This is a genomic window from Eubacterium sp. AM05-23 (genome assembly GCF_003477535.1).
Classification (GTDB): Bacteria; Bacillota; Clostridia; order Eubacteriales; family Eubacteriaceae; genus Eubacterium; species Eubacterium maltosivorans.
The window spans coordinates 308,018-328,296 of record NZ_QUDF01000005.1 but is presented as its reverse complement, the minus strand read 5'-3'; the positions used below and the strand labels follow the sequence as shown (position 1 = coordinate 328,296).

Sequence of the window (20,279 nt, the reverse complement as noted above, 5' to 3'; positions counted from 1 at the left end):
ATCAGCTTTGCTGATTTGATTTAGATCAAATTCGCTATGCGAATTTGGCCCTTAACCTTCCACCTTCAACTTTCAACCTTCCATTAAAAAACGTAAGGCACGACGCCCTCGTCGTGCCGCAGACAGATATTAAAAAACAGGAGGAAATTTTAAAATGCCAACAACCAACAAAGATTTAACCATCCATTTTCAGCGAGCAGACGGGAAAGAGTTTAAGATCACCATTCCCGATTACAAGGAAGGCATCACCGATGCCGAAATCAAGGCAGGGGCCCAGGCCATTGTGGACCAGGGCGCCTTTCTGCCCGACGGCTTTGGGCTGGTCAAGGTGACCGGAGCCGTGAAAGTCGACACCACCAAAACCGACGTGGTCATCGAGGAAGCAGCATAAGAAAGGGGCGAAAGCCCCTTTTTAAAGTATTGATAAAGGAGATCAGTAAGAGATAAAGTGTTAAAAAGAGGAGTGTTTAGTTGAAGGTTGAAAGTGGATAGTGGAAAGTTTCGGTGCAAATCTGCCACAGGCAGATTTGATTGGGTGCGGCCTGCAGCTGCATATTAATCGCTTGAGCCACAGGCGAAAGCGTACGACAACCATCCACTATCCACGATCAACTCAAAGAGCTTCAAGCAATCGCTTCGTATCATATGAACACCTTTATCCAAACTCTAAAGGGAGGAAAACATGAAAAGAACGAAGAAAACAGTGATAATCGGGCTGATTGTGATTTGCGCGGTGGTCACAATGCTGTTCCTGAAAAGCCTTAGCCCCAAAAGAGCCGAGAATCTCATCATCCCAGAGACATCACCCGCCGAGGAAACAGAACCGGACACGCCAGAAAAGCCCGGAGAACCCGCAATGCCGCCGCCTCAGGACAGCGACAGCGCACCGGCCGGCACAGAGGAGGAGGCGCCCCTCATGGCAACACCCCACTTTGCCATGGCAGAATACCAGTGTGACTGCACAGGCTATTGCGATGGCTGGCCCTGCGCCATGGCCCCCGAGCTTTTGGAGAAGATCGAAGCCCTGCGCTGTTCTTTCGGGCGTCCGGTCATCATCACCTCAGGCGTGCGGTGCGCGGCGCGCAACGAGGAGGTAGGAGGCGTCAGCTGGTCCTTTCACAAGCGGGGCTGCGCGGCAGATCTCTACTGCCCGGGAGTGGGCGTGGGCGATCTGGCCGCCGGAGCAAAGGACTGCGGGCTGAACGTGCTGCCCTATTACAGCAGCGGCTATATCCATGTGGAAATCATGCCTTAAGGATGTTTGACTTGTTAAAAAATGTCTGAAAAAGTTCAAGATTTTTCTATTTTTTAAAACCCACTGGACGCAAAATATTTGGCATCTTAAAATAATACTGCTTATAAAACGTTGATAATGGCCTTAATAAAGGAAGTGTCACGTGATTTTGCGTGTAATGCGTTTATGCGGGAAAAATGAAACGTCAAAGAATTAAAGCGTCTTTTTTATAAAATAATTGTGATTTTATAAGATATTTTAGGTATGTTGAGAAGCAAACTTTCTTTAAAAAATTGAAGGAACTGGCACGGAAATTGCATTAGTATAGTGTCAGGAAATTTAATTTGTTTTAGGCAGAAAAAGCTTGTTTAAAACAAGGAAAGGAAAGTATAATGGATGTAGAAAAAAGCGGCGTTGTCGGAAGGCTCCAAACCAACAGAAGGAAGGGATCATCATGACTGAAAGACGCAGAGAACTCATTTATGTCTGCTGCCTGACAGGATTCATCACGATTACCTTTGCTTTTGGAAGATATATTTTTTCGATGATTACCCCGGATATTGTCAGAGAACTGGGGATTGATTATGAGTTTGTGGGACGGATTAACGCCTTTCATCAGGGTGCTTATCTGCTGTTTTCTCTGCTTGGCGGGCTGCTCTGCAGTGTGGTCAGCGTCAGGCATTTAATTGGAGGCTCAGTAATACTCTGCGGCGTCAGTGTCACGATGCTGGCGTTTGTGAATAATCCATGGATACTGCTCTGTATTGTCACCCTCCAGGGAATCTTTGCCGCAACCTCATGGATACCCATGGTGGCCTTTGTGGCGGAAAATATCCAGGAGAAAAACAGGGGGAAGAGCCTGGGCATTATCTCCAGCGGAACCTCCTTTGGCCTGATCTTAAACGGTATGCTTATCCCGTGGCTCCTTAAATATGGTACATGGCATACGGTGTGGCTGGTCTTTGGAATTATCAGCCTTATTCTTGGGGCCTTGGGAATTTATGCGATCACAGCCCTTGGAAAAAGTGGCCCAGAAGGACGTGAACCGACGGTGCCAGCGCCCAAGCCTGTTCCGGCGGCCCAGAAAGGCGGGCCCGCTGGCTGTATCTGGCGGCATTACCTGCTGCTGGTGGCTCTGCTTGTGATTTCAGGACTTTATCTGATTCCCTTTCAGAGCTATATTGTCCCGCTCATGCAGGAGGATATGGGGCTCAGTGAGCAGGTTTCAGGACTCTGCTGGAGTCTGTTTGGCTTTATCGGTATTTTCAGCGGGTTTATCGCAGGTGTGCTGGCAGACCATACCTCCGCTAAAACGGCCATGCTCATCACCTACAGTGTATCGGTGCTGTCCATTGCGTCAGTGGTCTTTTTAGGCGGCGCGGCTTCCGCGCTTCTGGCCTGCGCTATTTTTGGACTGACCTACAATGGTATTTTTGGACTGCATCCTACCTATGTTTCGAGAATTCTGCCGCCGGATAAAACAGCCCGCCTGTTTGGGCTGCTCAACCTTTCGCTGGGGCTGGGCTCTATGATTGGCAATTATGCGGGCGGCGCAATTAAAAAGGCAACAGGCAGCTTTACCCTGGCCTATCAGCTCATGTTGGTCATGGCGCTTTTAGCAGTGGTAATCTGCTTGATGATAAAAAGTGATCGTGAGAAAGGTGGAAAACAAAATGGAAAAAATCGTATTTAATCCCATGGAAATCTTTTATGATATCGAGGCCTTTGCGGGGGACAAAAACATTGACCCTCAGTCAGAGGTTTACAGTGCGCTTCTTCAATGGGCCCCAGCGGCCGAAAAGCTTGTAAAGCCAAGAGCTGTCATTAAATGGTGCACAGTAAAGGAGTTTGGCGGTGACCGGGTGCAGGTTGCGCATAAAATTTTTAAAAGCCATCTTCTGGCCGAAAAGCTGAAGGGGATCGAGCGGGTTTTTGCCACTGTGGTAACAGCAGGCGACGAGCTTGACGCTTTGGAACTGCCTTCGGATGAGGTGCGTAATCTGTTAAAATATGCCGCCCTCAGAGAGGCCCGGGCAGGGGTGGACCGTTATTTAAAAGACCATTTTTCTTTTGACCATATGGGCCGTTTGAATCCGGGATCACTGCCAGACTGGCCGATCGCCAATAATCCTGCACTTTTTGAGATTATCGGAGACGTGACAGAGACCATCGGGGTCCGGCTGACAGAAAAAAACTATATGCAACCAGGGTATTCGGTATCGGAGCTGCTCTTTTCAGGCGATGAGGATTACGATAATTGCAGCCTGTGCAAGAAATACGACTGTCTCGGGCGTAAGGTACCCTTTGACCCGGAGGCCTATGAGCAGATATTTGCATGAAAGGGAGGTAAGAAAATGAAAGGCAAAGAAACAGGAACACGCGGCTTAAAGGAAGCCCTTCATGCCTATGAAAAAAAGCTTTTACTGGATGCGCTTACTGAGAATTGCTATAATATTTCCAAAAGCGCCAGAGTTCTGGGGATTTCCAGACAAAACCTGCAGCACAAAATAAAGCTCTACCACATCCCGGTAGAGCACCAATCAGCCAACGGCAGACATGGATAAAATGAAAAAATCACAGAGCAGCGCCCTGTGATTTTTATTTTTGCCTGTAAAAGCCACCCTCAGTCGACCTGATAGACATCTTCCTTTGGCAGAACGATGACGCCAGAGTTCTTGAGAACCTCGATCGCCTTTTCCTGATCGCTGGTTTTCATGATAACCAGAGGCATGGCGCTCTGATTGCGCATGACAAAGGAATAGACATATTCTACATTGATGTCATTATCGGATAAGGTGTCAAAAATGCGGTACATGGCGCCGATACGATCCTCGGGCTCAACGGCCAGCACATCGGTCATTTTGGCCACATGACCGGCTTCTTTCAGGAGCTCGGCGGCTTTGTAGGGTTCATTGACAACCAGGCGCAGTATGCCGAATTCGGAGCTGTCAAAAACCGAGATCGCCCGGATATCAATTCCGGCATCACAGATCACCTTTGTGATGCTGGCAAGATGTCCTTTTTTGTTTTCGATAAAAATGGATAATTGTTTGATTAACATATCGGGCCTCCTTATTTTTCGTCTCGAAGGTCAAGGACACGCTGGGCCTTTCCTTCGGAACGCTTTAAGCTCTTTGGTTCAACGAGGTGGATGGTCGGATGAATTCCAAGGATGGTGTGCAGCTTGGTTTTGATTTCGGCATAGAGTGCATCCAGCTTGGTGACAGAATCCAGCAGGTCGTGGTCGATGACCTCCACATCAATCTCGATTTTATCCAGATACCCCTTCTTGCTGACGGTAATCAGATAGTTAGAGCCAATGCCGTCAATACTCAACAGCACTTCCTCAATCTGAGACGGGAAGACATTGACGCCGCTGATGATGAGCATATCATCGGTACGGCCTTCAATCTTGGCCATGCGCGCAGTGGTACGGCCACAGGCGCAGGGGGAGTAGTCGAGGTGGGTAATATCCTTGGTGCGGTAACGGATCAGCGGCAGTGCCTGCTTGGTGATGGGGGTGATAACCAGTTCGCCGGTTTCACCTTCTGGCAGAACCTCCAGTGTCACAGGGTCGATGATTTCTGCAATAAAGTGATCCTCATTGATGTGCATGCCGGTGAGCTCACGGCATTCGCCGGAAACACCGGGGCCGATGAGCTCGCTCATTCCGTAGTTTTCAGTGGCGAACAGGCCAAAAGCCTCGTTGATCTTGGCGCGCATGGCCTCGGTAGAGCCCTCTCCGCCAAAGCAGCCGACCCGCAGGTTTAAATCCGTTGCCGGGTCCAGGCCCATATCCTGGGCCACCTCGGCCAAGCGCAGCGCATAGGATGGCGTGCCGATGAGTACAGTGGCGCCAAAATCCTTCATGATTTTTATCTGCTTCTGGGTATTGCCGCTGGACATGGGCACTACGCCGGCACCCACCTTTTCAAGGCCCTGGTGCAGGCCAAAAGCCCCGGTGAACAGGCCGTAGCCAAAGGATACGTGTGCGGTATCCCGTTTCGTCACGCCGCCCATGGTAACCAGACGGGCAATACACTCGGCCCAGGTTTCAAGATCCTTCCTGGTGTAGCCCACAACGGTTGGGTTGCCGGTGGTGCCGGAGGACGCATGGTAGCGCACGATTTTTTCCTTAGGCACTGCGAACAGGCCAAAGGGATAGTTCATCCGAAGATCCTCCTTGGTGGTAAGAGGGAGGAAACGCAGATCCTCCAGAGAACGGATATCATCGGGCTTGATTTTATTGGCCTTAAACAGGTTTCTGTAGTAAGGCACGTTTTTGTACACATGTTTAAGTGTTTTTTTTAGACGTTTGAACTGAATTTCACGAATTTCTTCGCGGGGCAGGGTTTCTTTTAGTGACCAAATCATATTTACTCCTTATGATAAACGCGATTGAATGCGGATTACTTTCCAGGACGCCAGGAACTTTTAAGCGGCACGACCTGATTAAAGACAGGATTTCCCTCGGTTGAATATTTAGGGTCAACCGAGAAGTAGCCCTGGCGGACAAACTGGAACTTGTCATAGGGCTCAGCTTCGAGCACACGCGGTTCTACCCAGGCGGTGATCTTTTTCAGTGAGTCGGGGTTGATCTTATCAAGGAAGGTGTCGGCGTCAAAGCCTTCTTCATCCTTAAGCAGCGGGTTCAGCATGTGGACTTCGACCTGTTTTCCCAAGTCGGCGGATACCCAGTGGATGGTCCCCTTGACCTTGCGCCCGGTAAAGCCCGAGCCGGATTTTGTTTCGGGATCATAGGTACATTTAAGCTCGATGACCTCGCCGTTTTCATCCTTGATAACCTCGTTGCAGGTAATGAAATAAGCGCCTCTCAGGCGGACTTCATTGCCGGGGAAGAGTCGGAAGTATTTTTTAACCGGAGCTTCCATAAAGTCTGATTTTTCAACATAAATTTCACGTCCGAAGGGCATTTTGTGCATGCCCATTTCGGGCACATCCAGATTGGTCTCAATTTCAAGCCACTCGGTCTGATCCTCGGGGTAGTTGGTAATGGTAACCTTGAGGGGATCAAGCACAGCATTGACACGCGGGGCTTTCAGCTTTAAATCGTCGCGGATAAAATGCTCCAGCATGGCGATGTCTACGGTAGAGTTGGCCTTGGCCACGCCGATTTCCTCACAGAAGGCCTGGATGGCTTCCGGGGTATAGCCACGGCGGCGCATACCGGAGATGGTCGCCAGTCTTGGGTCATCCCAGCCGTCCACAATGCCTTCGTCCACCAGTTTTTTCAGGTAGCGCTTGCCCATAATGGTGCCGGACAGGTTCAGCTTTGCAAATTCGATCTGGCGGGGATGTTCAGCCTTAAAGTCGTCCAGATTGGCGAGAACCCAGTCGTAGAAAGGGCGGTGGTCTTCAAATTCCAGGGTGCAGAGGGAATGGGTGATGCCTTCAATAGCGTCTTCTACCGGATGGGCAAAGTCGTACATGGGGTAGATATACCAGTCTTCATCGGTGTTGGGGTGCTTGGTGTGCAGGATACGGTAAATGACCGGATCGCGCATGTTCATATTCGGGCTGGCCATGTCGATTTTAGCGCGGAGTACCTTGACGCCTTCATCAAATTCTCCCGCCTTCATTTTTTCGAAAAGCTCAAGGTTTTCGGATACAGAGCGGTTGCGGTAAGGGCTTTCCTTACCAGGCTCCTTGAGGGTGCCGCGGTACTCACGGATCTGGTCGGCATTTAAGTCATCTACAAAGGCAAGGCCCTTTTTAATGAGTTCAACGGCATATTCCGCCATTTTGGAAAAATAGCTGGACGCAAAGTAGAGGCGGTCTTCCCAGTCAATACCCAGCCAGGATAAATCCTCTTTGATCGAGTTGACGTACTCAATGTCCTCCTTGACGGGGTTGGTATCGTCAAAACGCAGGTTAAACTTTCCGTTGTATTTTTTGGCTACGCGGTAGTTCAGCAAAGAGGCCTTGGCGTGGCCAATATGTAAATAGCCATTGGGTTCGGGTGGAAAACGGGTATGCACACGGTTGTCGGTGTACACATGGTTTTTGTTGTCTTCGTCAATGGCGTTGATAATAAAATTGGTTTTTTCGTTTGTCTCCATCTATTCTCTCCTGTTGTGATTCTTGATTTTTATACTTCCTAAAATAATATCATAAAATCAGGCAAAAGCCTATAGTTAAGATGGGATATTGTGGGAGAAATTGCGGTGGATCTCCATAATTTCGAAAAACGTAAAATATAGAATTTTTAAAATTTAGTCTTGACAAACGAAATTAAACGAAATATAATTTGAGCATACTCAAATTTAATCACGCTCAAATAATTGAAGGGAGTAAAAAAGTGTGTTACATAAAGAGGAGCAGAGGTTAATGCAGTAAATCAAGTATTAAGGAGAGAGTGTTATGTCAGTGGAAATGTCGCGGTCAAAGAAAACGTTGGCAGTCATTGCCATTATGGCCACTGCTATTGCCGTTATGGCGGATCTGGCCATTAATCCTGTAATTGGTCTGTTATATCAGGCCTATCCGGATTCAATGGGGTATATTAATTATTTTATTTCGGGACCAATGTTAATTGTTGTCATTGCGTCTTTATTAACCGGCGTGGTTCTGAAAAAGGTTAACAAGCGGACCGTTATGATTGCGGGCGGCGTTGTTTTTGCCGTTGGGGCGATCTTAGGCGTTTTAGTCGATGATTTTTTATACATGTGTATCATGCGTACTCTGGTGGGGATTGGTTCAGGTGTTGTCAATGTGGTGGCTGTCGCCCTGATCGCGGATCTTTATGAGGACGAGACGAAAAGGGCTAAAATTACAGGCTATTATAATGCGGCCCTGAGTCTCGTAGGGGTTATCTTCAGCTATGCGGCCGGTATTCTGGCAGCCAGCGGTGTCTGGCAGAATGTCTTTAAGATTTACTGGTCAGCGGTGCCAATGGTAATTTTGCTGATCGTGTTTATTCCCAGTATCCGTCCAGAAAGCCAGGCCGCGCAGCAGTCCGGCGGCAAGGCTGAAAAGGAATCCCTGGGCTGGCGGTTTTGGTGGATGAGCTTTGGATGGTTTGTGATGAATGTGGTATTGGGGGGGACGGTCCTCTATTATCTGTCCTCCTACATTATGGAAAACGGTATTGGAGGAACCGAGCTGGCAGGTATTTCAGCCTCCGTTAAATCACTAGCCGGGTTTGTGCTCTGCCTGGGCTTTGGCTTTGTTTACAGCAAGCTCAAACGGCAGACCATTACCCTCTGTTATCTTGTAGCCGCGCTGTCCCTGTTTATTCTGATTCTTTTCCCATCAGTGGCAACGGTTCTAGTTGTAGGTACTATAGGGGGCTGTACCTACAAATATGCTTTCTCATATGCTTATGCCCAGGGATTTGCGATTGTACCAAAATCTCGATATGACGATTCAGTATCCATCTCGACAGCGGTTTATGGCATTGGCTCTTTTGTCAGTACTTACTACGCGACATGGCTGACCCAGCTCATGCACACCGATTCCTTCGTAAAAACTTGGATTATTTCAGCCGTCATACTGGCAGTGCTGTTTGTGGCGGAAATATTTGTATCTGCCATTGAGAAAAGAAGCTTTGCAGAGACCAGTGAAGCGTAAAAGACTTGGATTAATAAATTAAAAGGAGATTGAAACAAATGAGAGATGACGTTAAAAAAATATGTGAAGAACGAACACAGAATATTAAAGATGTATTTGACAATAAAATTCCGAAACGGGTGCCTATTTCGGTCAGCCTGCCATTAACCGCAGTGGCGGATTATGGAAGAGTTGACCGGAAGGCTGCTTACTGGGACCCTTCACTGCTTGAGTCGGCCGCGGAGGAGCTGTGCGAAATGATCCCGACCGATACCTGTATTTATGCAGGATCTGTTTACGCACCTTATTCTTCCCAGACGCTGGATGCCAAAAACAAACTGATGTCCAATACCGGGATCATGCAGCACCCTAATACAGAATGTATGCAGGCCGATGAGTACAGCGAGCTTATCGAAGACCCGTATGCTTTTTTAATTGATAAATGTGTTCCGCGGCTTTATAAAAACCTTAATGTGGAGGAAAGTGCGGGAGAGGTTTTGTTTTCATTATATGAGGAAATGATCTTGGAGGGTGACTACTATGCAAAAACTGGGTCTATGGTAGAAAGACTTAACCAAAAATACGGCTACCCATCGGATGTCGGCATTCAAGGCTTTGGCCGCGCTCCGATGGACTGGATCGGGGATCAGCTCAGAAGTTTTTCAGGCATCTGCATGGATGTTCGAAGACACCGGAAGAAGCTGATAGAGGCCCTTGACGCCATTTATCCCATGATGTATAAAATGGGGAAATGTACAGACAGCCGACAGATCAACCGCTATAATCCAACCATGTTCCAACTACACATGGCAACCTATATCCGTGAAAAGGATTTTGCAGAGGTTTGGCTGCCCTCGTGGAAACGCCTGGTAACCGACTACGCGTCACTTGGAATGCGATGCGGCGCCTTTTTAGAGCACGACTGGACAAGACTGCTGGACTATCTGTATGAGCTCCCAACAGGCATGTACTTTACCTTTGAACTGACCGACCCTAGGGAGATCAAGAAAAAGCTGGGCAAAAAATTCGTTTTGGGCGGCGGTTTCCCGCTGAACAATCTTTTAACCTGCACAAAGCAGGAGGTTATTGATAAAACAAAGGCATGGCTGGACATTATGGCGCCCGGCGGACAATATATTTTCGGCTTTGACAAGGATCCTATCACACTGGCGGATATCAAGCTTGAAAACCTGGCGGCAGTTTGTGAAACAGTGCGGGATTATGGCGTATATAAAAATGCCGGAACCGCCACGGGTGAGGTCTTTAAAAAGGAAGACTATCACCATTCAGAGGTTCCGGCATTTAAAAGCCGCTATTACCAGAGCTGGGACGACTATGTGAAATATTACCCCAATACGCCGGATAACGCCAGACCGTTGGTAATGGCAGCCCAGGACGCAGTATTTGAAAAATTCTTCTATATGAGCTGCTAGTCCTGTGCCGGAGGACAGGGCGCGATGGAGAGCTCGAAATCCTCGGATACCCGGATCTCCAGCGTGCCTAAGTCCTCATAAACACGGTCTAAGCGCCGGGAAAAATCCGCCTTTTCAAGAAAAGAATAGTGCAGCTCAAGATAGTAATTGAAAATTTCGTCAAAGGTCAGCCGGTCGATATCCCGGTCAATATAGGACTCCAGATACCCGTCCATCCCAATCATTGCGGCAAAGTAAAACAAGGCCTTCTGCTCACTCATGTATTCCTTAGCCACCAGAAAGGGCTCCGAATAGCTGTAGACAAAGCGGGACAGCTCCTTGTCGTAGGCACGCTGTGTGCAGACCTCGGCAGAAAAGCGCCGGTAATTCGCGTTGTCATAGAGCAGACGTAAATGCATGGCAAGTGCCAGCATACGTTGCTGTGTCAGATCACTTTCTGGAAATAGTGCCTTGGATTCGTTGGACAGGGTCTCCATAAGCTCCTGGTAGATCAGCAGGGCGATGTTAATCTTACTTTTAAAATGGTAGGAGACTGAGCCGGGATTTGTACCGGTCGCCTTGCAGATTCCGGCAAAGGTTACGGCAGAGAACCCCTTTTCATAAAACAGATGCCTACAGGTGGTTAAAATCTTCTTCCGGGTTGAAATGCCATTCTTGTTTTCTGTTGCCATTTTGAGTACGTCTCCTTTTTTAATCACGGTCAAATAAATATGTAATATTATGATAACACAAAACATACCGTGTTTAAAACAGGAGAATCATTTTATTTAAAGGATGAAGCATCCAGAATCAGAGGTCTGTCATGTTAGAGGCATTATCCAAAACCAAAAAGCTTTTGGCCTATATCAGTATTCTGACCACCTCCTTCGCGGTGATGTACACCACTATTTTTCAGGTGATTAATTATAATATTTATGCGGCCTTTCCAGACCAGCCCGCTGCGGTCAGATTTTTTATCTCCGGCCCACACATTGTCATCATGTGCGTGTCCTTTGTCTCACCGGCCATCTACAACAGGACGAACCGAAAAAAAGCCCTGCTGCTCGCCTGTGTGATCTTTACGGTCTCGGCCCTGCTTTTTACCCGCCAGGTCAGTATCGGCGGACTGATTGCGGTTAACCTGCTGTGCGGAGCCGCCTCCGCCTATATTAACGTGGCGGCGGTCACAATGATTGCGGAACTCTATGTCGATGAGCGGGTCCGGGCAAAACACATGGGATATTACAATGCCGCCATGGCGGCGGTGGGCTCTCTATTTTCGGTAGCGGCAGGTTATCTGGCCCAGCGGTCTTGGTTTGGCGTCTTTAATGTTTACTGGTCCGCGGCGCTCATGACCCTGATGGTAGCCCTGTTTATCCCGGGCCTGCCCGGCACGCTCTTTGATAAAGAAAGCAATAAAAAGGACAGGCACCCGGGCAGCGCCAGACTGGGCCCAAGATTCTGGGGAATGCTGCTTAACTTCATCGTGCTGGGCATTACCTACTTTGTTCCGGGGTTTTTTCTGTCTCTGTATATTGTGGAGCATGGCCTGGGAGATGTGAGCTATGCAGGAATCGCTCTTTCGGTCGATACCCTGGGCGGAGCGGTTTTTGCTTTCTTTTTTGACCGGACCTATGGAAAGCTCGGAAGCTATACCTCGGTTGTCTCAGACCTTTTGATGTCCGCAGTGCTTCTGATTTTGTACCTTTTTTCAAACCGGTTTTTGCTGATCATCTTGGTCACCCTGATGGGCGGGTCCTACATGACGTCCATCTCCTATGTCTATCAGGAGACGACTGAGGTGGTGCCCCCGGCATGTGTGCCCCGCGCCATGGGAATCGTGGTGGGGGTTCAGTACATTGCCACCTTTCTGGCGGCCTATATCACCACCGGGCTGATGAAGGTTCTGAATACCGCCGAGCTGACGCCAATTTTGATCTTTCCCGTCGTATGGATACTGGTTTTTGCTTTTGCCGAGTATCGCAGCATCAGATGGTACCAGGCCTCTGGATCGAAGGACACGCCCGGCCCGACAGATTTAATATGAAAGTTTTAAAGTGCGGGGCACTGTGTTATAATAATCCTGAAAAACAAATCAGGAGGAGTATCATCATGAGCTGCAACACATGTCAAACACCCGAAACTGCTGAAGAGCGGATCTGCCGGAGGGATAAAAATGAGCAGGGCTGTACCTGTACTGAATTTGGCTGTAAACAGCATGGCTACTGCTGTGAATGTATCGCCAAGCATCGGGGACGGGGGCAGATACCAGGCTGCCTGTTTTCCGAAGAAGGAGAAAAGCTCCATGACAGAAGCCTGGAAGCTTTTTTAGAGGATGTTAAGAGAAGGCAGCAGGCTTAGGCCGCCGCTGAAAAAGACAGAGGATTTTTTATATCCTCTGTCTTTTTTGTATATGGGCATTATTCACTCCTTTAAATCCAGATAAAACAGTTTTATAAACCACTTTTTATCTGGAATTTTTGCTGAAATTCTTGGGCGTAAGGTGTATAATAGACGAGGAAAATTGACAGAATGAGGTGGAATGGATGGAATTTAGATTTGAAACAGAGCTGGGTGGTAAAAATGCCGTGTTTGAACTCCGCACAGCCCCTTTAACCGATGAGGACGCCGCCAAGAAAACGACTTTGCGCGGTTATAAATGTGAACAGGTCATGGTAAACGGCGAGGCCCTGAAAAATCCGGCTTTTATCAGCTGCTATGCCGAAACCAATAAAAAGGAAGGTCCAGCGCTATGCTTTAAGTTTGGTATGGCCAAGTGGATGGAAGAGCAGTTCGGCATTGAAAATAAAAAGGGACAAGCCCTCTATGTGGGGATCCCCGAAAGCGTGCAGGCAGCTTATCTGGAAATGCTTGGAAAGCTGGATCAGGAAATTGAACGCCTTCAGGCAGAGGCCGAAAAGCGGAGGGATGAAAATGATAAAAATGTGCGGGACGATGATATTATCGAGCTATCCTACAGTCCGCGCTTTGTAGGGGTTCGTTATCCCTTTGATTCAAACAGAGAAAAGATCGAGTCAAAAATATGGTCCCAGTTCGATGGTAATCTGGACCTGGACGACTGGATAGAGGTGCATCTGGAACCATACTGCGTGGGGCTTGGCTGTGGCTGCTCCAAGAAGTACAGGGTGCCCTACAGAGAATACGCGGCGCTGCTGGAAGCATATAAAGCGCAGCTTTAAAAAAACCAGGACGCTTTAAATGAGGCGTCTTGGTTTTTTAGTGTCAGTCATCAATGCCGATCATGACGGAGGTCGCTTTGATCACCGCATAGGCGTCCGAACCTACCTGCAAGCCCAGCTCTCTGATAGAATCCATGGAGATGGTGGAGGAAATTTGGTTTCCACCGCCGATGTCTAAAACAACAATGCCGTTTACGGCGCCTTCTTTAATCGAGACGACCTTTCCGGCCAATTGATTGCGAGCACTTAATTTCATCAAAAATGCCTTCTTTCTATGGTATATTTTCTTATTATCATAATGAATACAGCTTAAGAATAACTTTAAATAAAGGCGGAGCCCTGTCTTTTTATCATATCGGTCAACGGATACCGGCAGCACGGACAATCTCGGAAATGTCCGCCCATTTGTTAAGGGAGTAGATATGCAGCCCGTCGATTCCGGCGCTTATAAAGCGGTGGATCTGTTTGACGGTATACTCCACGCCGGCCTTTTTAAAATCTTTTGGATTATCGCCATAGCGTGCAATAATTTCAGCCAGGTCTCTTGGAATGGAGCTGCCGTTGGATACCGCCATGCGGATGGTCGGGTCTTTAGCCAGAACGGGCATAATACCCACATCAATCGGCAATGTGATATGCGCTTTCCGGATTTTTTCGACCCACCATTCATAGTGGGCAACATCGTGGCAGAGCTGTGTCATAATAAAATCAGCGCCGGCATCCTGCTTTATGCGCAGATGGGCAATATCCTCGTCAAAGCTGCTGGCCTCAAAATGCTTTTCCGGGTCCCCAGCCATGGCAATGCTGAACTCTGGAAACGCTTCTTTTATAAAAGCGATCAGCTCGTTGGCATAATCAAAATCTCCGCCCGTCGAAGCACTGCCCTTTGGAAAGTCGCCCCGCAGCGCCAGAATATGATCTACGCCCAGTGACAGGTAGTTTCTGAGTTCATCACGGATTTTATCTTTGGAATTCCCAATACAGGTAAAATGGGTGATGGGGATCGTTGCGCCACTGTCCTTAATGGCCTTGCAAATTTCCACATTTCTGCCCGCATTGGTTCCGCCGGCGCCATAGGTACAGCTGATAAAATCCGGCTTGAACGCGTAGAGATGATCAAGTGTGTCAAGCAGCGGCTCAAGCGGCTGTTCCTCCTTTGGCGGAAAAACCTCAAAAGAAAAACTCATCCGATTCTTCATGATTTCTGGTATTGTCATAAAACCCCTCCGTATTTAATTTCTACTTAATAGCTTATATAAAGCATATCCGATTTCTTTACGAATAAACAGTGTATATGCAACAAAAGTCAATATAAAGGCTCATGGCGCGCATGATTTCTATGGTCTGGTTTTTAGTTTTACTGGATTTTATCAGGCTGTTTATCAAGCGTGAACAAATAAGTTGTTGTACTCAGAGAAAAACAGTATTGATGAAGCTATGGCAACAACTCAGAATCTAAAGACAAAGTGCGTAAAGAGACAAAGACTATCGAACAAACAGAAACAAAAAACTGAAAGGTTTAAAAGGATACGGGTGAATGAAATGGCAGTTAGAGTACAATACTCAACGATGATTGTAAAAAGCTTAGAGGAATCCATGAAGTTGTACAGAGATATTTTAGGTTTTAAAAAAGGGTACCGTGTCGACCTTCCAGATAGCGGGTGTATTACGATCATGGAGAGTGAAGGCGCAAGTGTTGAACTGATCGAGCACACAGATGAACATAAAGAAAAATATCTGTCGGAGGGTTAAAAAGATATGAGGATAGAGGGCAGATTAGCCTGAGATAAGTTATATCTGCTTGCTTCTGGAATTAGTCTGTCTAAACGATGACAGTGAGGACTGGCGTGTCCTTCATATTTTTAAAGTGCTTTTATATACTTAGCGTGGCGGGCAACAAAACTTAAGTGTTTTGGTGCCATGTGATGGCATAAGAATTTCCGCATTAACATTTTCCTTGTTCATATTACGAATAAATTTAAGAATCCAAGCACAAGGGAGGTCGATACCGGTTTGTTTTACTGGGGTGGTTTGCTTGAAAACACCAGCAATTTTTAATATTCTGGTATCATCAGCGGCAATCATGTCATTAAGAAGGTTAGGGCTCTCGCAAAACTTTTTTCCATAGCCACAACAACAGTCAGCACAAAAAGGAATATATAAATTCCCTTTATTTGTAAATAGAGCAAACGCTACGCCATCATCCACAGCGCTTTCATTTATCACTTTTTTTGCTTTACTTACCATAACATCAAAATCCATGTCTGTTTACCTCCGTATAATATAAATTTTCTGCACGGCATATTGTCCAACAAATCTATACCAGCATTATATCATGGATAATATTAAAAAACGATCGATAAAGCCATTTATTTTTCTTCAAAATTGCATTCTGATAGACCATAAAAATAGTATAAAAAATTGCTTTGAAAAAATAATGAGTTGATCCCAATTTATTAATTATTGTTGACTTTCTCCAAAAACCTGCTATTATGTTATTATAAGTAAAAAAAATAAAAGAAATTTGTAGAGAGTCCTGCCAAAGGAAAGTAACTTTGTTACTCTGGAAAATTAAGTGAGAATCTTTTACTGATGCACAGCCGTATTTTGTTAACAATAAGTCGGCAAGCCACCATCTACAAAGACAGCATAATAAAGTTTTACGCATCTCTTAAACTTCTGTCATAAACCTTTTTTTGGTGACAGAAGTTTTTTGTTTATATTAAGTGATTTTCAACTGCTATTCTGGACAGGACAGATGATATATACGAATTTAAATTTTTCATACCATGGGAGGTGGCACACATTGGATACACTTCAAGAGAAAATGGAAAAAGAAGTTATCGCATTAATCTTTCGTGATTATCCTGATTTGAGGGATCAAATCCTTAAGGCTCGCGTTACGAGCAGGGAATTTACAGGCGTTGGATTCTTTACTAATTATAATAAAGAAGATATATTGAGCGAAAAGAATAGGACAATCGACGTTGCTGTCGGAGCGATTCTCAACAATCGTATTGAGGTTGGGTTTGTTTTTTTCATCACAAAAGAAGAAGGGAGTGTTCTTGAATGTTATACGTATATGGTGCCTTTTCCTGATCAGTTAGAATCCTACGAAGCCATTGTATATGAGGTAGATGGAAATCATATGCTGGTTCGGCCACACTAATTAGGGGGCGACCTGAGCGCATACTTCATATCGATTAATGGTTGTGAGACAGACAGCGTCTGTTACAAATGTTTCAATTTTAATAGGAGGTTCAAATGGGATGTTACAAAGTACTATCAACACCAATGCTATTTGTGAAGAAAGAATATAAAGGTCTCAATCGTGTAGAAGCACCTTACGGATCAGGTACAAACAAACGGTACATTTCGCTGTGGGAGAGGTATATCGAATATAATGAACCATTGAAAAACACGGGGATTACCAATGAGCTCACAATTGACGAACTAAAAGAATATGCCAATCTGGCAACACAGGAAACCGGAGAATCTTATGAAGTGATCTACTTCAGCAAACACAAAGACTGTCTGCATAAGTTTGAATATTATGGTGTGGATGTTACAGGAGTGGGTGTCTATTCGATGGTAGGAGAGGGGTTCTTTAGAGGTTCATCTCCCGTACATAATGTTTTAACACAGTATTTTACAGAGAAGTTGAATGCTTACGGCTTGTTTGGTGCATATGAGGATGCTGAGTGTTTCCGGGCTGTTATCATGCAGTTGGGGATGTGGTTGCCCGGCAGTATTGAAGACGAGGACTGGCAGATACTTCATATTTTTAAAGTGCTTTGAGACTTCAATTAATACCAATTTTGCTCAAAGTGGTCGATATGCTGTAGAAAAAATATATTTTCTTGTGAATTTAAAATTGTTGAGGTAATATATGACAAAGTCAGGTTTTAAATATGCAATGCAACGCGGTCTGGGAAGCTGCATGCTGGTACTTGAATCCGTCGGCGATATCGAGCAGTACCGTGATATAATTCTCTGGGGATGTCTGCGAAATCTGTCGTATGACACCCAATGTGAAGGAACCAGGGCGTGTTATCTCCATGAGCTTGCCGCCCACTATGATAATGAGACGTATTTCGTTGAGCCCATTGCGGCAGCCCTGAAAAAGATGCGTTCAACTGACGGATGGGGCAAATGGCAGTTCAGCCATTATTGTGAAATCCTCCTGTGCTTTGCGCAGGCCGGAAATGCAGAAGCAAGAGCAGCCCTCTACGAAAAGTACGATGTCCTTTATCATAAGCTTCTCCGTACGCATTGCGGCTCCAGAGCGTCATGGGGCCTTGCGTGGGATTTTGAAAGTCTGTGTATTGTTTTGACATCCTTGGATGGCATTGGCCAGTATCTTTCGATGGAATCCGATATTGGCGTTTTGTTAAAAAAATCCCGTTTTACTGTAAGCAGCTTTTGGTGCTTTATAGATAACGCTAAAAGCGAGTTTGGAGAGAAATGTATATGCAAAAATCTTTTAAAAGCAGCCCAGGATTCAGAAACGCTGTCCTACTTTTGCGACCAGATAACCGAACAGGAACGAGTGAATCATGAACGAAAACCAGTGCCTGTCCAAATGGTTGACACAGCCGACGAGCTTTTAACAAAGGCAGTCAATGGCGAATTATCCATTGCCAAAAGAGTCCGATTCAGGAGAGCGGCCAGTGATGAAGAAAAGAAAAAACTAGCAGAGCATATTCTTTCCTGTAATAAACCATCAGTAAAGGCAGTACTCCTTTCCACATTTTTCGGAATAAATTTTCCCGGTCCATGCGAAGCGATTATCGCAGACGTCCACTCAGAAAATCTACAGCTTCGTGAGGTTGCGCTTGAGACGCTTAAAACATGCCGTGGTGAGGCAGTAAGGCTATTGGCACTCAAACTGCTGCCAGAAAAAGCGAACACAGCAAGTGCGATCTGTATGCTGATTACCAACTATTGTAAAAACGACAAGGAGGTACTATTCAAGGCCTTATATCGTTTGCCTGTTACATATTCCAACGTGAGCGGCTGGCATGAAATAATGCGGCATATTCTCTGGGCGTTCGAACAAGAAGCGTGTCAGGCATATCCGAGAGAGCTTCTGGATTACATATATCAAAATTCGCTTTGCTCGGGTTGTCGTGAGAAAGCCGTTAAATATCTTGTACAGCATAAATGGTTAACCTCGGAAATGAGGAGTGAATGTCGTTATGACAGTAACGAGAATATTAGAAAATATATTGCCTGTATCCCGAAATAAAAAATCGCGTATTCCAGCGGTTTAAAAACTAAAATCAGGGTATATTATTAATGCATACCTCTTACTTACATCTCCCCAAAATTTTCCTTATACCTTTTATTGTTGATATCCCCGGCTCCCCCAAGCCGGGGATATTTTCGTCTGAGGTACTTTAGTCTGATTTAACAGAGCTTTAACCTTTTCTTTACCGATTCAAAACCAAAGAGGTGTTTTTCTCTGGTATGATTAATCTCGTAGTTAAGCACAACTTAAGAAATTAAATATTAAAGGAGAAGAAATTAAATGGGATTAAAGAAACGTTTAGCAGGTCTGTCCATGGCCTTGGTTGTCGGAACATTTGCATTTGCAGGATGCAGCGGCGGAGGAGACAGTACGGGCAGCTCCTCAGCGGCCATTTCCGGTGAAATCAACGGCGGAGGCTCCACCTCAGTCCAGAAGATCATCGAAGCGGCGGGCGATGAGTTTGCAGCTCAGAATCCGGATGTCAAATTTACATACAGCGGTACCGGCTCGTCTGACGGTATTAAGGGAGCAACGGAAGGCACCTACGCTTTTGGCTGTGCTTCAAGAGAATTAAAGGATGAAGAGAAATCTGGCTTGACGGAGCTTGTTTTTGCCTATGACGGCATTGCCATGATCACACATCCATCCAATCCGGTTACCAACCTCAGCTCAGCGGACTTGACAAAGATTTATACTGGTGAAATCACAAACTGGAGCCAGGTCGGCGGTAACGATGCGCCCGTCGTCGTCGTATCCAGAGAAGATGGCTCCGGCACCCGTTCAGCCGTCGAAGAGCTGCTGAAATTTGAGGATAAACTAAAACCAGACGCCACCATCAAAGAAGGCAACGGTAATGTACAGTCTACAGTCGCTGGAAATGAAAATGCTATTGGCTATGTATCCTTAACCTTTGTGGACAACACCGTTAAAAAAGTAAATGTTGACAATGTTGAAGCAACCGTCGATAATGTCGTAAATAAAAGCTATCCGGTATCCAGACCGTTCCTGGCAGTTTACAAGACAGACAGCCTGAACAATCAGACAAAAGCTTTCTTAGATTTCTTGATGACCGATGAAGGACAGGCCATTGTTGAGAAAGAAGGCGGTATCAAGGTTGCGCTTGAACAGTAAATAAAGGCTCCACCTTCTTTTGTCCCCGGTTTGCCGGGGGCTTTTTTAATGTCGGAAGCTTGTCAAGGCCATTAAAAAGTTTAATGTTGTTTTTTGGCACAAAAAGGCATATGATAGGGTTAAGATTTTAAGAAGGAGTGAAAAGAAAATGACAACCCTGAAATTGAATGCCGGCCCCTGTGGCTTTAACACAGTCATCAAGGCTGAAACCGAAAAGCCATACAAGGTTAAGGTGACTGTTGAATCGGAATGCCCTCATTACAAGGCTGTAAATGATGATCTGGCAGAACCGTTGGATGCTCTTGGAATCTGCTGTAAGGAAAAATATGACAGCAACACCGTTTATAAGATCTTCGCGAAGCATATGAAGCATCCAGCCTGTCCGGTGGCCGTTGGGGTGATCAAGGCCATGGAAGCTGAAGCAGGATTGGCCTTAAAAACCGATATTGAAATGAAGTTTGAATAAAACAGATAAAGCCTGC

The 20,279-nt window shown here is 46.1% G+C and carries 23 protein-coding genes; 16 read left to right on the top strand and 7 right to left on the bottom strand.

All coding sequences use genetic code 11. From position 1 onward, the window contains the following. The first annotated feature begins 154 nt into the window (after positions 1-154). The 5 genes from DW091_RS09210 (at position 155) to DW091_RS09190 (ending at position 3,798) form a co-directional block, all read left to right on the top strand. Positions 155-391: a DUF2922 domain-containing protein gene (locus DW091_RS09210; protein WP_058694749.1), complete on the top strand. Its 237-nt coding sequence runs from the start codon at positions 155-157 to the stop codon at positions 389-391. Between the two features lie 291 nt (positions 392-682). Then, on the top strand, positions 683-1,255 hold the full coding sequence (locus tag DW091_RS09205) for a D-Ala-D-Ala carboxypeptidase family metallohydrolase (RefSeq protein ID WP_118518018.1): 573 nt from the start codon (positions 683-685) through the stop codon (positions 1,253-1,255). A 343-nt stretch (positions 1,256-1,598) separates the two neighbouring features. Next, the gene (locus DW091_RS09200) at positions 1,599-2,927 is read left to right on the top strand and encodes an MFS transporter (RefSeq protein ID WP_347561012.1); all 1,329 of its coding nucleotides are present in this window, start codon (positions 1,599-1,601) and stop codon (positions 2,925-2,927) included. Next, positions 2,908-3,573, top strand: coding sequence for a hypothetical protein (locus tag DW091_RS09195; protein ID WP_118518016.1), 666 nt, complete (start codon positions 2,908-2,910; stop codon positions 3,571-3,573). The genes DW091_RS09200 and DW091_RS09195 overlap by 20 nt, the downstream gene beginning before the upstream one ends. Positions 3,574-3,588: 15 nt before the next feature. Beyond that, entirely contained in the window at positions 3,589-3,798 is a 210-nt protein-coding gene (locus tag DW091_RS09190) for a helix-turn-helix domain-containing protein (protein ID WP_058694357.1), read from the top strand. A gap of 59 nt (positions 3,799-3,857) precedes the next feature. Here DW091_RS09190 and DW091_RS09185 read toward each other — a convergent pair whose 3' ends face one another. From DW091_RS09185 to DW091_RS09175, 3 genes are read right to left on the bottom strand one after another with little or no spacing between them, the layout of a single operon-like run. Next, positions 3,858-4,295, bottom strand: a complete 438-nt coding sequence (locus DW091_RS09185) for an amino acid-binding protein (protein WP_038351511.1) — start codon at positions 4,293-4,295, stop codon at positions 3,858-3,860. Between the two features lie 11 nt (positions 4,296-4,306). After that, on the bottom strand, positions 4,307-5,608 hold the full coding sequence (locus tag DW091_RS09180; RefSeq protein ID WP_118518015.1) for a phenylacetate--CoA ligase: 1,302 nt from the start codon (positions 5,606-5,608) through the stop codon (positions 4,307-4,309). Between the two features lie 35 nt (positions 5,609-5,643). Further along, complete coding sequence (locus DW091_RS09175) at positions 5,644-7,314, bottom strand: glutamine--tRNA ligase/YqeY domain fusion protein (protein ID WP_118518014.1); 1,671 nt, start codon at positions 7,312-7,314, stop codon at positions 5,644-5,646. Between the two features lie 301 nt (positions 7,315-7,615). On the opposite strand from DW091_RS09175, the gene DW091_RS09170 reads away from it, so the two are divergent. Continuing rightward, positions 7,616-8,824 (top strand): MFS transporter, encoded by a 1,209-nt coding sequence (locus DW091_RS09170; protein ID WP_074616749.1) that lies wholly within the window; start codon positions 7,616-7,618, stop codon positions 8,822-8,824. A 38-nt stretch (positions 8,825-8,862) separates the two neighbouring features. Beyond that, positions 8,863-10,236 carry a uroporphyrinogen decarboxylase family protein gene (locus DW091_RS09165; protein WP_118518013.1) on the top strand — a complete coding sequence of 458 codons (1,374 nt, stop codon included), beginning with the start codon at positions 8,863-8,865 and terminating at the stop codon, positions 10,234-10,236. Here DW091_RS09165 and DW091_RS09160 read toward each other — a convergent pair. Further along, on the bottom strand, positions 10,233-10,907 hold the full coding sequence (locus tag DW091_RS09160) for a TetR/AcrR family transcriptional regulator (protein ID WP_058694362.1): 675 nt from the start codon (positions 10,905-10,907) through the stop codon (positions 10,233-10,235). The genes DW091_RS09165 and DW091_RS09160 overlap by 4 nt on opposite strands. A gap of 131 nt (positions 10,908-11,038) precedes the next feature. On the opposite strand from DW091_RS09160, the gene DW091_RS09155 reads away from it, so the two are divergent. From DW091_RS09155 to DW091_RS09145, 3 genes are all read left to right on the top strand, one after another. Beyond that, positions 11,039-12,262, top strand: a complete 1,224-nt coding sequence (locus tag DW091_RS09155; protein ID WP_118518011.1) for an MFS transporter — start codon at positions 11,039-11,041, stop codon at positions 12,260-12,262. A 65-nt stretch (positions 12,263-12,327) separates the two neighbouring features. After that, positions 12,328-12,576, top strand: coding sequence for a DUF6485 family protein (locus tag DW091_RS09150; protein WP_058694364.1), 249 nt, complete (start codon positions 12,328-12,330; stop codon positions 12,574-12,576). A gap of 185 nt (positions 12,577-12,761) precedes the next feature. Further along, on the top strand, positions 12,762-13,415 hold the full coding sequence (locus DW091_RS09145) for a hypothetical protein (protein WP_074616752.1): 654 nt from the start codon (positions 12,762-12,764) through the stop codon (positions 13,413-13,415). Positions 13,416-13,458: 43 nt separating this feature from the next. On the opposite strand, the gene DW091_RS09140 is transcribed toward DW091_RS09145, so the two are convergent. Both DW091_RS09140 and DW091_RS09135 read right to left on the bottom strand, forming a co-directional pair. Continuing rightward, positions 13,459-13,671, bottom strand: coding sequence for a TOBE domain-containing protein (locus tag DW091_RS09140; RefSeq protein ID WP_013380675.1), 213 nt, complete (start codon positions 13,669-13,671; stop codon positions 13,459-13,461). Positions 13,672-13,774: 103 nt separating this feature from the next. Next, on the bottom strand, positions 13,775-14,632 hold the full coding sequence (locus tag DW091_RS09135; RefSeq protein WP_074616753.1) for a methylenetetrahydrofolate reductase: 858 nt from the start codon (positions 14,630-14,632) through the stop codon (positions 13,775-13,777). 325 nt (positions 14,633-14,957) lie between these two features. Between DW091_RS09135 and DW091_RS09130 the strand changes: the two genes are divergently transcribed. Further along, on the top strand, positions 14,958-15,167 hold the full coding sequence (locus DW091_RS09130) for a VOC family protein (RefSeq protein ID WP_147365285.1): 210 nt from the start codon (positions 14,958-14,960) through the stop codon (positions 15,165-15,167). Between the two features lie 129 nt (positions 15,168-15,296). Here DW091_RS09130 and DW091_RS09125 read toward each other — a convergent pair whose 3' ends face one another. Then, the gene (locus DW091_RS09125) at positions 15,297-15,677 is read right to left on the bottom strand and encodes a hypothetical protein (protein WP_118518009.1); all 381 of its coding nucleotides are present in this window, start codon (positions 15,675-15,677) and stop codon (positions 15,297-15,299) included. Positions 15,678-16,221: 544 nt separating this feature from the next. Here DW091_RS09125 and DW091_RS09115 point away from each other — a divergent pair. The 5 genes from DW091_RS09115 (at position 16,222) to DW091_RS09095 (ending at position 20,263) form a co-directional block, all read left to right on the top strand. Then, positions 16,222-16,584 (top strand): hypothetical protein, encoded by a 363-nt coding sequence (locus DW091_RS09115; RefSeq protein ID WP_118518007.1) that lies wholly within the window; start codon positions 16,222-16,224, stop codon positions 16,582-16,584. A gap of 95 nt (positions 16,585-16,679) precedes the next feature. Then, a complete protein-coding gene (locus tag DW091_RS09110) occupies positions 16,680-17,213 on the top strand; it encodes a hypothetical protein (protein WP_118518006.1) in 534 nt (177 codons plus the stop codon). A gap of 142 nt (positions 17,214-17,355) precedes the next feature. After that, positions 17,356-18,663, top strand: coding sequence for a hypothetical protein (locus tag DW091_RS09105; RefSeq protein ID WP_147365284.1), 1,308 nt, complete (start codon positions 17,356-17,358; stop codon positions 18,661-18,663). Between the two features lie 282 nt (positions 18,664-18,945). Continuing rightward, the gene (locus tag DW091_RS09100; RefSeq protein ID WP_118518004.1) at positions 18,946-19,797 is read left to right on the top strand and encodes a phosphate ABC transporter substrate-binding protein; all 852 of its coding nucleotides are present in this window, start codon (positions 18,946-18,948) and stop codon (positions 19,795-19,797) included. A 148-nt stretch (positions 19,798-19,945) separates the two neighbouring features. Continuing rightward, positions 19,946-20,263 (top strand): hypothetical protein, encoded by a 318-nt coding sequence (locus DW091_RS09095; protein WP_074616951.1) that lies wholly within the window; start codon positions 19,946-19,948, stop codon positions 20,261-20,263. Positions 20,264-20,279: the final 16 nt, after the last annotated feature.